The following is a 16,101-nucleotide window of genomic DNA, read 5'->3' on the forward strand; positions in this document are numbered from 1 at the left end:
CCAATGCCGAAACGAATTAGTGTAGTCGCACATCTAAGTCTAGAAGAATTAGAAAAACGTTACCGTCAAGCTAAAGATGGCATAGAAAGCCGTCAATATCAGATTATCTGGTTATTAGCACAAGGAAAAAAAACCGAAAAAGTGGAGGAAATCAGCGGCTACAGCAGAACATGGATGTACGCCTTGGTAAAAAGATACAACAGCTTAGGGGTAGAAGGATTAGGCGCTCGCAGACGGTTAAACCAAGGTACACAGCCGCTAGTTGATGATATACAGCAAGCACAGTTATGGCAGGTATTACAAGAACAAGCAGCAGATGGAGACTTATTGGTGGATTCTTGCTTATGTGAATACAGAATTGTTTAATCAGGTTTTAGCCGATTTTGCACGGGAATTTGGCTTGGGTGCTAATAAACGCATTATTTTAGCTGTTGACCGAGCCGGGTGGCATACCAGCAAGAGTTTAGTGATTCCCCAAGGGCTACATTTAACATTTTTGCCATCTCACTCACCTGAATTACAGCCTGCAGAAAGGCTGTGGACTCTGGTAGACGAACCAATTGCTAATCAATCTTTTGAGACACTCCATGATTTAGAGAATGTTTTATTTTATCGATGTCAGTCTTTACTTTAACAGCCGGATTTAATCCGTGGTTTAACGGGTTTTCATTGGTGGCTTCAAACTGGCGCTTAATCGTAAGTCATTACCCGGACATGATATCAGGCATTCGCAAAGCTGATTTCGTATTAATCAAAGTTCAACCAAGCACTCAAAATTCAACTGGCTATGACTTTGTATTTATTCCTTGATATCTTCCACCTAACAATAGCAAGAATTAATGAAATGCTAGCTGTAACTGATGAAAATTTCTCACGTATCTGGATTTTCACCCAATTCTCTCAATCTAGCTGCTAGACGAGCCGCTTTTGCAACTGCGACTTCTGCTTGTGCAGTTGCAGCCTCCTCTGGTAACAAAACCAAATTGCCAGCTACATCGTAAAACCGCAACCATACCGCCGTTTCTCTGTCTATTGTTCCTTCATACGTTCCCAACCATAAACCTAACTTTTGACACCACAACCAACTACACTCATTTGGTGTCAAAGATTGATATTGCTGATTATGATCTAAATGCCACCCTTGCAAAGAAGTCGGGTCAAAGGGGTCATAGACAAAATAATCTGAAGTATGAAAAGTTTGTTCGTAAAGGTCTTTCTTAACAGTCTTATCTATTTTGGCTGTAGATGGTGACATTAATTCTACAATCACATCAGGATAACGACCGTTTTCTTCCCACACTACCCAACCTTGACGAGAATTAGTCCCGTCCACATTCAGAACAGCAAAGAAATCGGGGCCACGGAAATCCTGGTTACGTACTTGGGCGCTACTGTAATAAATAAACATATTGCCGCCAGCGAAGAAATCATTGCGGTCAGCCCAAGCTTGTTGCAATGACCGAATCAGGACATTCATTGCAATACGGTGGCGATTTGATTCCAAGGGTTCTCCGTCATCAAAAATTAAATCTGTGGGCGGTGTGGGGTGTTCCCAGTCTAGAATGGCTCTTAGGTTGTTTTCGGTAGTCATGAGCGATCGCCTTTCTCAGAAAGCCTTAGATTTCTATCATAAATTATTCTTCACCCAATCTCGAAAATTACGCATAGCTTGACTTCTACCAATGGTTAAACACTGCTGAACATATTCATTAACTAATTCAATAATTGGGATATCAGGAAAATTAGGACTAAATTCAGATTTTATATATTTTCCTTCTTGTAGCAAGAAAATTTCTAACCCTTGTTGTGTATTTCGCCAAAGTTCGGGAACTCCCAAAATTTGATAATTATCAAATCGAGTCCGAGAAGTAATATCAATTTCGATTGCTAAATCTGGTGGTGGATCTATATTTAAATCAATGCGATTCTTACCAATGATAGCAGCTTGATTTTGAATATAAAAACTGGTATCTGGTTCTACTGCTTGCTGCGAGCGCTGATTTTTAAGAGTTGTAGAACCGAAAGGCTCAAAATCATTTTGCAGTCTTTCTAACAAAATTTTAACTAAATCACCAATATATTCTTTATCTTTTTCGTGTTCTAGTAGGGGAACCATAATTTCTAACCAGCCATTACTATAAGAAATACGTGCTGCACGCCTTTCTCCCATTTCTTCTAAAATATATTCTAACTGCTGCCAACTAATATCTTGAAGCAACATTTGTTGACCAGGTTTTACAATAATTTGTTGCAGTTTTAACAGCATATCACCTCAGAGAATTGATGTAGTAGTGATTGGATGTAGCAGATGGAATTTCCAAATTAACTTTCTTCAAGTATACCGTCTTTGAACATGAGTGTAGAACTTAGCCAAAAAAATCTTTTACATATTCTTTGGCTGTTCCAATGTTGTCAGTAATTTTTAAGTTTTACTTGTTAAAGGAATACCAATAGTAAATTCTGTTCCACATCCTGGGGTTGAATCAACTTCAATAGTTCCTTGATGTTTATCTACAACTATTTGATAAGCGATCGCCATTTCAATGAGTAGTAATTTTTGTTGGTTAGGACATATTGTAGAGGGTTGAGTTTTAACCAGCTTTTGCGTAACTTAAGTATCAGAAGCTAATACGCCTATATATTGGACTATTTTCCGTATAGACCGTCATTAGTCATTAGTTAAAAGTGTTTTTAAGGACAAAGGAGAAATGACAAAAGACAACCCTCTCCTGAAGGAGACGCTGCGCGAACACTAGTTAATGTGCAATTTTCTTTGCATAACAGCTTAGTTGCTTTACTCCAAGTTAAAATTTAAAAAGCAAAAATAAAAAGCGCTGAGTAAAGTAGAATAACTCAGCACTCAGCACTCAGCACTCAGCACTCTTTATTGTTGTTGAGTAGAGATTTGAATGACAAACTCTGTGCCCTTCCCAAGTTCGGAAGTACAAGAGAGCGAACCGCCATGTGCTTCTACGACAATTTGACGAGCGATCGCTAATCCTAATCCAGTGCCTTTTCCAACAGGCTTGGTGGTAAATAAATGGTCAAATACTTTTTGTTTAACCTCTGGTGACATACCCACGCCATTATCAGCAATCTTAATCAAAACATCCTGACCTGAGTCTGCTACACGAGTTTGAATGGTGATGCAATTGGGGTTAGCAAGAATCGCTTCCAAACTCCGTTCTGCATTGTATTGTTCAAGTGCATCAATGGCATTTGCTAACAAGTTCATAAACACCTGATTGAGTTGTCCAGCAAAGCATTCTACTAGGGGTAGTTTGCCATAATTCTTTACTACCTCAATTGCTGGGCGGTTTTCATTAGCTTTTAAACGGTGTCTGAGAATCAGAATAGTGCTATCAATGCCTTCGTGAATATCAAAGGGAACTTTATAATCCTTATCTGCTCTGGAGAAGGTTCGCAAACTGGTACTGATACTACGAATACGGTGAACACCCAATTTCATTGAGTCCAGCAATTTAGGTAAATCTTCGCGTAAATAATTCAGGTCGATGGCATCAATTTCATCTTGAATATCTGAGCCAGGATTGGGAAACTTTTCTTGATAAAGATTAATTAGTCCAAACAAGTCTTTAACATAATCTTTGGCTGGTTCAATATTACCAGCAATGAAACCGACAGGATTGTTGATTTCATGGGCAACACCTGCTACCAAGTTACCAAGGGCAGACATTTTTTCGCTTTGCACTACTTGCAATTGCATCGTTTGGAGTTCTTGCAATGCTTGTTCTAATTGTTGTTTTTGTTGTTGCAGCAATTGTTGTGCTTGCTGGCGTTCTGTGATATCTTCAGAGGTATTAAGGATACCAAAAACCTTTCCTTCTCTATCTTTTAAAGGAATTTTATTTGTATTCGACCACTTTTGTTTTCCATCTACTTGCTGCACAGTTTCGATAATGTTGAGTTCCGGTTCCCCAGACTCCATGATGCGGCGATCGCGCGCTACAAAAAAATCTGATTGCTCCCTAGTCCAGGGAAGGTCGTAGTCTGTTTTACCAATAACATTTTCTGGCACTCCTAGACCCCAAGTTTGAGTAAAGTTATGGTTACAGCCTAAATAAAGACTATTGCAGTCTTTCCAGAAAACAGACTGGGGAATATTCTCGATAATTAACCGCAAGAATTGTTCCGTTTGTCCCAGGTTTTCTAGAGTCTTTTGTGCTTGCTGATAAAGTCGGGCGTTTTCCAGGGAGATTGCAGCTTGAGTGCATAATAGATTGAGAATTTCGACGCGATCGCTAGTAAACGCTCCAGTAATCAGATTGTTTTCTAAATACAAAATCCCTAACAGTTTCCCTTGATAGAAAATTGGCGTACACAGCAAGCTTTTGGGTTGCTGACGAATGATGTAGGGATCGGCTATCAGCACCGGATGCAATGTTATATCAAGGATAACGGTAGGTTGTAGGCTGCGTTTGACGGCGTAAATTAGGCTATGGGGAACATCTGCACTATCTTCTACAAAAATAGACTCTAACACTGTTGACTGCTGCCCAACCTGAGCAGTCGCCTCAACTATCAATCTATCTTCTTTGAGCAGTAGTAACGCACACTTATCTGCTCCAGCATTTTCAATCACCACTTGCAACAGCTTCGTAAGTAATTTATCTAGTTCGATTTCACTAGAGAGAGTCTGAGAGGCTTTGAGAACTGCTGCCAAATCTAGCATTACTGATGCACTGCTGCTAGAGGTTACTGATTTATTAATGCTTGGGTGCAAGGTAGCAATGCTATCAATATTTGCGATCGTGTCACTAGGCGTGAGTGGTGATCGCTTCTGTTGTAAGATAGGAGCTAGCAGTTGTGGATAACGTTGTTCTAAATCATCGACTTTTGCTTTAGCACCCCAGCGAGTGTAGCAATAGTAAGCATTAATCAAATACTCTTGAGCAATGCGTTCTTTGCCCCATTCTAAATAAAACTTAGCTGCAAGTTCATTAGCAAGAGCTTCTTCGTTGAGGTATTCATTTTCTTTAGCTTTCGCAATGGCGTGATCGTAATATTCAATTGCCTCTATTTTCGCCCCCAAGACTCGACATTTTTCTGCAACAATTAAAGCATGGCGATGAGCCTGATTAGTGGGTGCATGATCTGCCCAGTTCCTGAGTTTTTCTTGATGATCTGTTACCCGCTCTATAATGCCTGTTTGCTCCGTCTCACTCGCAGTTGGGTAAACCGCTAATCGAATTAGTGCATCGTAGAAATAAAACAGAGGAAGCAGCACTAGTCCTGTGACTGCACCCAAATACGGTTCTGCCAGTTTGGCGTTTTGTAGAGCTTGTTCATAGTGCTGGAACAGATAGCAGAGGAACAGTTTCTCGAAATAAACCTGATATAGTCCTGCTCCGTGATTCGTTTTGAGGTAAAGCTGAATTATTTCATCCTCATAGCAGTATTCGCCAAGCAACCGCTCAGGTTCAGCCGCAACCTCCAACAGATTGACTACAATCTGATGATAAACACTTTGTGTGTAGAGACAACTATCCTGGCGCAATTGCTGAATGACCTGGTGATGAGCTTCTATCGTTTGTCTTAAGGCAGATAGTTCCTGACCACTCCAGTAAGCTGTGTAGCAATAACACATCAGGCTGAGAGCGACATACTCAATGTCACCGGTTTCTAGCCCAGTGGAGTAGGCTTGCAAATATCCTTCCAGGGTATATTTTGCAGGTTCTTGCCAATGTCTGAGGAAGCAGTTAAAGGCAAAAATGGTTTTAGCGGTTAACTTGGGGGCATGGATGCGTTGCAGGAGATTCACCCCCAATTGCCCAAACCGATAGCCTGCCTCAATATCTCCCAATATGGCAACTAAGGTCAACCCATACATTACATAGCCATGAGTCGATTCGGGAGCATTGCCGTATTCTACTGATAAATCGAACTCGGCAAAGATCACCAGGGGCAAAAGCTCAGGGGCAGCTTGATAGGCAGCAGAAATAATGCTGGATAAAATAACCATTGCCGCTTTTTTCTCCGGTGCGGTCATTTGGGGTAATTCCAGTAAAGATTCGATTGACCTGCCATTGAGCAAAGTCTGGGTGTGCCTCAGTGCCTGTTCGATGTCTGCTGGGGTGGGTTGTTCCGGCAAATGTACTCCCAGATGCTTGAGGATTTTTCGCGCTAATTGCAAGGCTTCTAGCTGCTGATATTGTGCCATGCAAGCCTGGATTTTAATACTGTAGATATTTACCCGATCTAGCCAGGATTGGGCATGATTCAGCACAACCTCAGCTAACTGTTCCATCTGTTCAAAATCGGTGCAGAGGTAAGCTGATTCTGTTGCTCCTTCATACAAGATAAGGGCGAGATTGTATTGGTTCTGCCAGCAATTACTCGTTAGCATAGCAATACCTGTGTTGAAATAGTCTAAAGCTGCTGCGTAAGCTGTTGCACTCTTAGCTTTATCCCCAGCCGCCAAGTTTAACTGCGCGAGTTCCTGTTGCTCCAGCTCATCGCTAATCAAAGCGGCCCCTTGATTGAGGTGGTTGACGATCGCAAAAATTTTCTGATCACGTTCATTTGCAGTCGTCGCTTGTTGCAGCAAACGCCCAATGTGCAGGTGAGTAACTTGCTTTTGATTGTCAGGAATTAGTGAATAGGCAGCTTGCTGAATGCGATCGTGGAGAAATTTGTAACCTGTCATTTGTCTTTTGTCATTCGTCCTTTGCAAATCACTAATCACCAATGACGAATCCTGATAAAACTTATAGACTTCATTAGTAGGAATAATCAAACCATCTTGGACAGCTTTCCAAAAGTCTGCGGCTGTTTCCACCTGGGATTTTTCATAAACGATCGCTAATGTGGCTAAATCAAAAGAGTTTCCTACACAAGCCGCTAATTTCAAAACTTCTTGAGTTTCTGCGGACAACTTTTCAAGTTGAATTGCCATAAACTCTACGACATCATCGGTCAAGGCGAGCGATCGCACCTGAGCAATATCGGATTCCCAATAACCACCGTCAAAATTAAATTTAATTAGTCGATCTTGATGTAGCGCTTTCAGAAACTGGGTACTGAAAAAAGGATTTCCTTTGGTTTTGCTCAATACCAACTCTGTTAACGGTGCAGCTAATGCTAGTGTGCAACTCAATGTATCTGCAACCAAATGATTGACAGATATTTGATCGAGGGGAGCTAAAGTAATTGTATTGACTGTAGCGCCTAACTTCTGTATCTCTTCTAAGGTCAACACCAGTGGATGTACTGGGTTCACCTCGTTATCTCGATAAGCACCAATTAACAGTAGATAGCCAATGTCAACTTCGCTCATCAACAAGTGCATTAACTTTAAAGAAGCAGAATCTGCCCATTGCAGATCGTCAATAAAAATTACCAATGGATGTTCTAGTGCAGCGAAGACTTGAGTGAATTTCAAAAACAGCAAATTGAAGCGATTTTGTGCCGCACTCCCAGAGAGTTCCGCCGCAGGAGGCTGTTTACCAATAATACTTTCGAGTTCTGGAATCACCTCAATCATCACTTGTCCGTTCTCACCCAGAGCAGAGAGAATTTTGGACTTCCACTGCTCGAATTGGGTGTCAGTTTCACTCAGCAGTTGCCCGATTAAGTCTCGAAAGGCTTGCACAAAGGCAGAGAAAGGGATGTTGCGCTGGAATTGGTCAAATTTACCTTTAATGAAATAACCTCGTTGTCGCACAATTGGCTTGTGGACTTCGTTCACCACAGCAGTTTTGCCAATCCCAGAGAAGCCTGCTACCAACATAATTTCAGTGCTTCCCTGGCTGACTCTTTCAAAGGCATCCAGTAAACTTTGAACTTCACTTTGGCGACCGTAGAGCTTTTCTGGGATGATAAAGCGATCGCAAATATCCCGCTCACCTAATTCAAAAGATTTAACCCTGCCAATTTCTGGCAATTGAGACAAACATTTTTCTAAATCAAATTTCAGCCCTAATGCACTCTGATAGCGGTCTTCAGCATTTTTTGCCATCAATTTCATCACAATGTCACAAAGAACTTCGGGAATCTCATCTTCCCTCCTGCCTCCTGCCGACGCTCTCTGCGAGACGCTGCGCGTAGCTTGCTTCTCTGTAAGAGTACGCGGACTCGCTAACGCTCCGCTATCCTGCCCCCTACCCCCTAATTTTTCTGGTTGCTTGGCAATATGACAGTGAACCAACTCCATCGGATCGCTAGACTCAAAGGGTAAGTGTCCAGCTAGCAATTCATAGAAGGTAACGCCAAGGGAATAGTAATCAGTGCGATAGTCAATTCCGCGATTCATCCGCCCGGTTTGTTCTGGGGAAAGGTAGGCGAGAGTACCTTCTAAGACATTAGGACTGTAAATTTCCTGGGTTTCTCTGGGTAAAAGAGAGGCAATACTAAAGTCAATCAACTTGACTTGCTTAGTTTCCGGGTTGATGAGGATGTTGGCAGGCTTGATATCTTTGTGGATAACTCGATGGCGATAGAGTCCGTCAAGAGTATTACTCAGAGCGATCGCAATATCCAAGAACTCTGTCAGAGTATATTGGTTGCTTTCCATTTTTTGGTTGAGCCAATCTCTGAGGGAAATACCACCAAAATCCTCCATCACCAAAGCATAGCTGTTGCGGTAAGGTTCTAGGCTGTAGGGAAGAACAATACCGGGTAGGTCAAGATTTTTAGCAATAGTGTACTGATTACGGAACAGCAGCAGTTCATTGAAGGTGGGATACTCTTGCTGGAGCAGTTTGATCACAACCGGAAGTTGATCGGCTTCTCGAATAGCACGGTAAACTAAGGTTCTAGAGCCTGCATAAAGTTGTTCGCTAATTTGATAGTTCAAAAGCTTGTCCATCTGCTCAACTGCTGTATTCATACTTCATCAACTCTTCATAAATCAGCTACTTATTTAAAGTAGTTTGCCCAAAAATCAGCTTTTGCTAACTCAGTTTTCTTTTAAGCGTAGGCGTAGCCCGTCGTAGACATCGCATTTAACCTGTGTGATGTGTCTTGAGCTTCTCAAGCAAAACTCCCACTATTTCTAGTAAAATCAAGTTCTGAGGAAAGTTTTAGAAATAGCTGCTACAGATGAAACGATAAAAAAGCTGATTATCTTCAAAAGGTTGAACAAAACAAACATGACTACAGCGGTTGATATTGGTACTCTAATTACGTCCTCTCCTGACATTCGAGGTGGCAGACCAATCATTACTGGAACAGGACTAACCGTGCGTCGGATCATCCTTTGGTATAAACTCGGTCTGATGCCAGAAGAGATCCTCAATCGAATTGGACATCCGACGCTAACTTTGGCACAGATTTATGCTGCTCTGACCTACTATCATGCCAATCGCGAAGAAATTGAATTAGACATTGCAGCAGAAGAAGTTGAGACAAAATTGTTTGAACAAGAGCATTGTAAATCCCAACTCATTAAGTAATCATGTTCCTGCTCTATCTAGATGAGGACTCGATGGATCGGGATCTGGTAACTGCGCTTCGGTCACGGGGAGTAGATGTCATTACAGCTAGTGATGCAGGAATGCTTGGGTATAGCGATGCAGACCACTTGGACTATGCAACCAGTCTTGAACGTGTTTTGTACTCTTTTAACAAAGGAGACTTCTATCGTTTGCATATAAAATATCTGACAGAAGGCAAGAGTCATTCATGGTGGAATTATCCTTGCCTCTCAACAACGTTACTCAATTGGTGAGCAGATGAAACAACTGCTGCAACTAATATCAACAAAGTCTGTTGAACAAATGCAGAATAATCTGGAATTTCTCAAGAGATAAACTCAGTTTTCTTTTGGGCGATTGCATTTAACCTGTGTAATGTGTCTTCAGCTTCTTAAGCAAAACTACCGCTATTTCCGGTAAAATCAAGTTCTAAGGAATGTGGATTTGGGAGAAATTTGGGGTGGCTACACTTGGCGTTAACATTGACCACATCGCCACTATCAGGCAAGCACGGCGGACAGTGGAACCAGACCCGGTAGCGGCAGCGGTACTAGCGGAATTAGCAGGTGCAGATGGAATTACGGTGCATCTGCGCGAAGATCGGCGGCATATCCAAGATCGGGATGTGCGGATATTGCGGCAAACAGTGCGATCGCATCTTAATTTAGAAATGGCCGCTACAGATGAAATGCTAGCGATCGCTCTCAATATCAAACCAGATTACGTGACCTTAGTCCCCGAAAAGCGCGAAGAAGTAACAACAGAAGGCGGACTAAATATTGTCGGGCAAATTGCTAGAATAGGTGAAATAGTCGATAAATTGCAAAGCGCTAGCATTCCAGTTAGTTTGTTTATCGATGCCGAACCAGCACAAATTGAAGCATCTGTCAAGATACAGGCGCAGTTTATTGAATTGCACACCGGACAATATGCTGAGGCTAAAGATGAAACAAATCGCCAGCGAGAATTAGCCATATTAGCTAAAGGTTGTGAGCAAGCGATTCAAGCCGGATTGCGAGTCAATGCTGGTCACGGACTCACCTACTGGAACGTCTATCCGGTGGCTGCGCTTCCAGGCATGGAAGAACTGAACATTGGTCATACCATCATCAGTCGGGCAGCATTAGTAGGTATGGAAAGGGCAGTCCGTGAGATGAAGCAAGCTATAAGAGGGAGTAGGGAGTAGGGAATGGGGAATAGGGAATACGAAATAGGGAATTGATTATTGAATAGGGAGTAGGGAATGGGGAATGGGAATAGGGAATACGAAATAGGGAATTGATTATTGAATATTCTCCTCTACTTCCCCTGCCTCCCCTGCTCCCCCACTCCCCACTCCCCACTCCCCACTCCCGTATCTGAAAAGAGGGGTTGTCACTGCGAAATCTAGAAATTGGGATCAAATCTTCAGCAAAAACTTCTATGAGCGCAACACAATCTAACAACCTGCCACTTTGGGTACAGGATCGGGATAAAGTGATAGCAGAAAGCACTGATGTCGAGTGGCGCTATCACACACCGCCTGATTATTCCCGTTCAAAAGAGCATCTTGCTAAAGAAAGTATTTACAATCATCTTGAAGGAACACTGGAAGCGATCGTGCAAAACTTGGTGAGAACCTTCGAGATGGAGGTATCCTTCAAAACTAATCCGCAAGAATGGTTATCTATTGTGAATGACAACTTTCGCGTCAGTACCAATGGCAAAGTAGAGTATACTGCAGCAGATGTATCAGCCCAAGGTACTTACAATTTATTTATGGCTGATTCAGAGCATTACAAGGCTTCAGAAGAAAGCTTTGAATCATCCGCAAAAGTCTTCCACACAACATTTCCCCAAGGATTTCCTTGGGAAGTGCTGGAAGTTTTCTCAGGGCCACCGAATGTAACATTTAAATGGCGGCATTGGGGACATTTTAACGGAGAATACAAAGACCATGCACCTACTGGAGAGACGCTAGAAATTATCGGCATGAGCATTGCAAAAGTTACCGATGACTTGAAGATTATTTCTTTAGAACACTATTTTGACAATAATCTGTTCTTGGAAAAGCTAACATCTGGTGGCAAACAGACAAAATCTGAAAACCAGAAAAGTGCTTGTCCATTCAGTTCTTGGTTCAAGAAATCCCACACAAGTTAGTTTGTAAGGGTACAGAGTCACTGTGCCCTGAAATTATTCACATAGCAACCAAAGGATGAAAATGCAAACATACCATTACGTTTTGGCAAGTCAACGCTTTCTTCTCCAAGAAGAACCGATACACGAAGTTCTCAAAGAACGCACCCGTAACTACCACGAACAAGAAAAACAAATAGATTTTTGGTTAGTTGAGCAACCAGCTTTCTTGGAAACACCGCAGTTTAAAGAGCTAAAGGCAAAGTGTCCTCAACCAGCAGTAGCAATTATTTCTACAAATCCTCAATTTATTACTTGGTTAAAATTGCGTTTAGAGTACGTCATCACTGGAGAATTTCAGGCCCCTTCTGAGACAATACCAGATGCTTTAGCATCGTTAGCTACCGTATCTTAGGCATAGCGCATTAGGCATGGACACAAGAGGCAGAGGGGCAGAGGGGCAGAGGGGAAAGACTTACTGCAACTTCTTTCTTGCTCCCCTTCTCCCCTTCTCCTCTTCTCCCCTGCTCCCCCACTCCCCACTCCCTAATTTTATTTTTGAGTAACAAAATATATTTTTTGACACATATTTCATCACCATACTGAAGTAGCTAGGTTTTCAGCTTTTTTCTTATAAAATCTTCTAAGACACCTTAATTTACATAATCTAACTTTTGTGCATAGATTTCAGAATTTACCAAGTGTTTTAGGATTAGCGATTGCAGGGTTGATTGGTGGCATGAGTTCTGTACTTGCTCAAAAAACCATTCCCTCTTGTCAACCACCAAATGCGGGTGAGTATCTTTTATTAGTAGTCAGTCCCACAGCAAATAATCAAAAGCAGTTACGTAGCGCCTTACCGCCTGAACTTAAAACTATCACCTGCAAATATCTCAACGAAACCGTAACCCGAGTCGGGGGCTTTAACAAAATTGACGATGCCAATCGTTGGGCAAGATATGTTAGCAATATTGTTGGCTTGTCTGCCATAATTACCACTCGACCGACGACAACAGCAAATGTACAGCCACAGTCACAGCCAAAACCACCTCAGCAGACAGTCAGCTATAATCCTCAAGCATTAGGAGAAGGTTATGCAGTACTGGTAGATTATTACAACCGTCCAGAACTAGTAAATAGTGTGCAGCAAGTGGTCGGAGGTAACGTCGGTTTTGTTTCTTATGGACAACGCCCTTACTTGCTAGCAGTTTATACCACTAACCAAAGTGAAGCGTATAATACATTGCAAAAGCTAAATAATGGCGGTTTCGTTGCCAGCCTCGTAGATAGTCGTAAGGTGATTCTGCTGCGCTCGACTGTGCGGTTTTAGTGATATTAGATTCACTGGCATACTGATGCAATCTACCAGAGTGGTAATTTGTCAATTGAGCTAATTTGGAATTTTAAATTCAAAATTTTAAAGGGTTTTAAGCGAATATATTTATACTCGCTGTGCGAGAAGCAAGTTATTTGAAATAAATCCTTTCATCCTTAATCCCCTGAGCTTATTCACGGGGTAAATCTAAAATCCAAAATTGATTGACAAATTACCAGTTACTAATTACCATAGCCGCTCAAACAAAGATTTATTGCCTTAACTCAATAAGCAGACCTAGCTAACCAATAGATAGTTATACCCAAAGCCGATCCAGCGATTACCTGAACTGGTGTATGTCCGAGTAATTCTTTCAGACGGTCTTGGCTAAAGTCTGGTTTTTCATGAAATAATTCATCAATCATTTGATTGAGAATACGAGCTTGCTTACCAGCTGCTTGACGAACTCCGGCTGCATCATACATGACAATGATGGCAAAAACGATCGCAACGGCAAAATCAGGAGATGCCCAACCCAGTGTTTGCCCTACACCAGCGGCTAGAGCCGTAACCAGAGCCGAATGGGCACTGGGCATACCTCCGGTTGTCACCAAAACACGCACATTCAGTTTGCGATTTTTGATGATCTCAACTACGAGCTTTAATGCTTGAGCAATTAAACAAGCTACCAGAGCAACCAGCAGCACCCGGTTGTCTAAAATGTTGCCTATGTCCTGCATAGTATTTTGGTTAGGTTAGTAAATATTAGCAGCAGTTGTTGGTTGAGGAAACATTTAGATTCAACCCAAAATTCCCAAATTAATCTATTACGTTGCAAAAAGACCAACGATTCAAAATAATCTAAAAGCTTACTTGGTCAGCTTTTGTAATTTTGAATCAGTGAATTTTTAATTTCGCTGGGCAGTAGTAGTACAGTATGGTGTAAATAAACTACCCATTCCCAATCAATAAAATGCTTGTAGTATGAGAATTCCGAATTACCAAAAGCGTTACTAGTTATTACGGCTGGTAATAAAATGAGCGATCGCTTGGAGTGGTTTGGCTCTGTCTCCAAATGGTTCTAATTCCACACAAGCTGCTTTAACTAGCTCTTGGGCTTTTGAGCGCGATTCCTCAAGTCCCCAAAGGCTAGGATAGGTGACTTTGTTTGCTCTTTGGTCTTTGCCAGCTGTTTTACCTAATTGCTCTTGGGTAGAAGTGATATCCAAAATATCATCGATGATTTGGAATGCTAGCCCAATATTTTGGGCATAACGGGTTAGTCGCTGCACATCTTCAGGTAATGCATTAGTTATCAGCCCGCCACAAACTACGCAAGCTTCCAAAAGGGCAGCTGTTTTGTGTTTATGAATGAAATTTAGGGTTTCTAGGGAAATATCAGATTTACCTTCCGACTCTAAATCGACAACTTGACCGCCAACCAAACCACCTGCCCCCAATGCCCGACCAAGACGGGCAATGACCTGCAAGACTACCTCTCTCTTAACGCTTTCGGGGGTTTGAATGGCAACAAACTCAAAGGCGAGAGCTAACAAGCCATCTCCAGCCAAAATTGCCACATCTTCGCCATAGACCTTATGATTCGTCAGCTGACCACGACGGTAATCGTCATTATCCATCGCTGGGAGGTCATCATGAATCAACGACATTGTGTGGATCATCTCTACAGCACAAGCCGTTGGCATGGCCATCTCAATGGTTCCACCCATCATTTCACAGGTAGCAAGGCAAAGAATCGGACGTATACGCTTGCCTCCAGCTAATAACGAGTAGCGCATCGACTCATAAATCTTTTCTGGATAAACGATCGGGATAGCCTGAGCCAAAGCATTATCACAAAGCTTTTGTCGCTCTTTTAGATAGGCTGCTAAGTTAAATGTGGCTTCCTCTGGCGGTGTCTTTTGAACGTTATCAGTTGCTACCATGCTTTAATTCCTGACATTTTGCGATTTTTGCCTTATACGTCACAATTTTAAGGTGCTGTGGGGCTAAAAAAAATGAAAAGTTAGGAGTTAGGAGTTAGGAGTTAGGAGTTAGGAGTTAGGAATTAATAACTCTTAACTTTTAATTCATCACTTTCAACTTTTAACTCATCACTTCTGACTCCTCACTCTCTTTCTTCTTTTACCGCTCTGGAATAGCTAGCAAATGTATTTTCCAACAATATGGCAACAGTCATCGGGCCAACACCACCAGGAACAGGGGTGATAAATCCTGCTACATTAGCGGTTGATTCAAAATCGACATCGCCAATGAGGCGACTTTTGCCATTAGCATCAGTGACGCGATTCATCCCCACATCTACCACAACAGCGCCCGGTTTCACCATATCAGCAGAGATCAATCCGGGACGACCTACTGCTGCAATTAGAATATCAGCATTTTGGGTGATGGTTTTGAGGTCATGCGATCGCGAGTGAGCGATTGTAACTGTGGCATCAGCTTCTAATAGCATTAGTGCCATCGGTTTACCCACCAAAATACTGCGCCCCACTACTACTGCTTGTTTTCCCTGCAAAGGAATCTCATATTCTTGTAAAAGCCGCATCACACCAGCCGGAGTGCAACTACGTAAACCGCTTTCTCCTCTTACTAGTCGCCCCAAGTTAACTGGGTGCAGTCCATCAGCATCTTTATCGGGATCAATTTGATGTAGCAAAGTTACAGCATCCAGGTGATTAGGTAAAGGCAACTGCACAAGAATGCCATCCACTCTTTGATCGTGGTTGAGTGCAGCAATTACCTCTTCTAACTCTCCAAGGGTAGTTTGAGCAGGAAAATGCTTACCAAAAGAAGCGATCCCAACTTTAGCGCAGGCTTTTTCTTTATTGCGTACATAAGCCGCTGACGCTGGGTTATCACCAACCATCAACACTGCTAAACCAGGAGGTCGTCCAATTTTTGGTTGTAATTGTGTAATGGCAACAGAAAGTTCTTGTTGAATTTTTGCTGCTATTGCTTTCCCATCAAGGAGTTTGGCAGTTTTTGTTTCCATGAAAATTCCCAGCTATCTTCGCTTGTTGTCCAAAGTTAAAAATGAAAATATTCATTCTTGACTCTTGACTTTCGACTATTATTGTGTTGCTGTTTGATGTCGTGGCGTTTCTCTCACAGTAAATTCATAATGTTTATTTTCTCAGATCAACGGCATTATCTGAAGAATAAAGAATTGGAGAGTGGAGAGTGGGGAGTGGGGAGTAGGGAGTGGGGAAC

General features: G+C 42.1%; 12 protein-coding genes and 1 pseudogene. 7 read left to right on the forward strand and 6 right to left on the reverse strand.

The genetic code is table 11. From position 1 onward, the window contains the following. Nucleotides 1-3 precede the first annotated feature (3 nt). Nucleotides 4-634 (forward strand): annotated as a pseudogene (locus tag RMY63_RS17985) (transposase). A gap of 237 nt (nucleotides 635-871) precedes the next feature. Here the strand turns inward: RMY63_RS17985 and RMY63_RS17990 are convergent. The 3 genes from RMY63_RS17990 to RMY63_RS18000 all read right to left on the reverse strand — a co-directional run bounded on the left by RMY63_RS17990 (nucleotide 872) and on the right by RMY63_RS18000 (nucleotide 8,848). Next, nucleotides 872-1,591 carry a Uma2 family endonuclease gene (locus RMY63_RS17990; RefSeq protein WP_322730000.1) on the reverse strand — a complete coding sequence of 240 codons (720 nt, stop codon included), beginning with the start codon at nucleotides 1,589-1,591 and terminating at the stop codon, nucleotides 872-874. A gap of 36 nt (nucleotides 1,592-1,627) precedes the next feature. Further along, nucleotides 1,628-2,266, reverse strand: a complete 639-nt coding sequence (locus RMY63_RS17995) for a Uma2 family endonuclease (RefSeq protein ID WP_322730001.1) — start codon at nucleotides 2,264-2,266, stop codon at nucleotides 1,628-1,630. Between the two features lie 618 nt (nucleotides 2,267-2,884). Further along, nucleotides 2,885-8,848, reverse strand: coding sequence for an AAA family ATPase (locus RMY63_RS18000; protein WP_322730002.1), 5,964 nt, complete (start codon nucleotides 8,846-8,848; stop codon nucleotides 2,885-2,887). 262 nt (nucleotides 8,849-9,110) lie between these two features. Here RMY63_RS18000 and RMY63_RS18005 point away from each other — a divergent pair, with 262 nt between their 5' ends. The 6 genes from RMY63_RS18005 (at nucleotide 9,111) to RMY63_RS18030 (ending at nucleotide 12,882) form a co-directional block, all read left to right on the forward strand. Next, a complete protein-coding gene (locus tag RMY63_RS18005) occupies nucleotides 9,111-9,413 on the forward strand; it encodes a DUF433 domain-containing protein (RefSeq protein WP_322730003.1) in 303 nt (100 codons plus the stop codon). A 2-nt stretch (nucleotides 9,414-9,415) separates the two neighbouring features. Continuing rightward, nucleotides 9,416-9,688, forward strand: coding sequence for a DUF5615 family PIN-like protein (locus RMY63_RS18010; protein ID WP_322730004.1), 273 nt, complete (start codon nucleotides 9,416-9,418; stop codon nucleotides 9,686-9,688). 206 nt (nucleotides 9,689-9,894) lie between these two features. Further along, nucleotides 9,895-10,620, forward strand: a complete 726-nt coding sequence (locus RMY63_RS18015) for a pyridoxine 5'-phosphate synthase (protein ID WP_322730005.1) — start codon at nucleotides 9,895-9,897, stop codon at nucleotides 10,618-10,620. A gap of 236 nt (nucleotides 10,621-10,856) precedes the next feature. Continuing rightward, the gene (locus RMY63_RS18020; RefSeq protein WP_322730006.1) at nucleotides 10,857-11,576 is read left to right on the forward strand and encodes a SnoaL-like polyketide cyclase; all 720 of its coding nucleotides are present in this window, start codon (nucleotides 10,857-10,859) and stop codon (nucleotides 11,574-11,576) included. Nucleotides 11,577-11,637: 61 nt separating this feature from the next. Further along, nucleotides 11,638-11,967 carry an MgPME-cyclase complex family protein gene (locus RMY63_RS18025; RefSeq protein WP_322730007.1) on the forward strand — a complete coding sequence of 110 codons (330 nt, stop codon included), beginning with the start codon at nucleotides 11,638-11,640 and terminating at the stop codon, nucleotides 11,965-11,967. A 261-nt stretch (nucleotides 11,968-12,228) separates the two neighbouring features. Further along, nucleotides 12,229-12,882: a hypothetical protein gene (locus tag RMY63_RS18030; protein WP_322730008.1), complete on the forward strand. Its 654-nt coding sequence runs from the start codon at nucleotides 12,229-12,231 to the stop codon at nucleotides 12,880-12,882. A 269-nt stretch (nucleotides 12,883-13,151) separates the two neighbouring features. On the opposite strand, the gene RMY63_RS18035 is transcribed toward RMY63_RS18030, so the two are convergent. The 3 genes from RMY63_RS18035 to folD all read right to left on the reverse strand — a co-directional run bounded on the left by RMY63_RS18035 (nucleotide 13,152) and on the right by folD (nucleotide 15,883). Then, nucleotides 13,152-13,607, reverse strand: a complete 456-nt coding sequence (locus RMY63_RS18035; protein WP_292778617.1) for a divergent PAP2 family protein — start codon at nucleotides 13,605-13,607, stop codon at nucleotides 13,152-13,154. 273 nt (nucleotides 13,608-13,880) lie between these two features. Continuing rightward, nucleotides 13,881-14,813: a geranylgeranyl diphosphate synthase CrtE gene (crtE, locus tag RMY63_RS18040; protein ID WP_322730009.1), complete on the reverse strand. Its 933-nt coding sequence runs from the start codon at nucleotides 14,811-14,813 to the stop codon at nucleotides 13,881-13,883. Nucleotides 14,814-14,995: 182 nt separating this feature from the next. Next, nucleotides 14,996-15,883, reverse strand: a complete 888-nt coding sequence (folD, locus tag RMY63_RS18045) for a bifunctional methylenetetrahydrofolate dehydrogenase/methenyltetrahydrofolate cyclohydrolase FolD (protein ID WP_322730010.1) — start codon at nucleotides 15,881-15,883, stop codon at nucleotides 14,996-14,998. Between the last annotated feature and the right edge of the window lie 218 nt (nucleotides 15,884-16,101).

The organism is Nostoc sp. ChiQUE01b (genome assembly GCF_034531255.1).
Lineage (GTDB): Bacteria > Cyanobacteriota > Cyanobacteriia > Cyanobacteriales > Nostocaceae > Nostoc.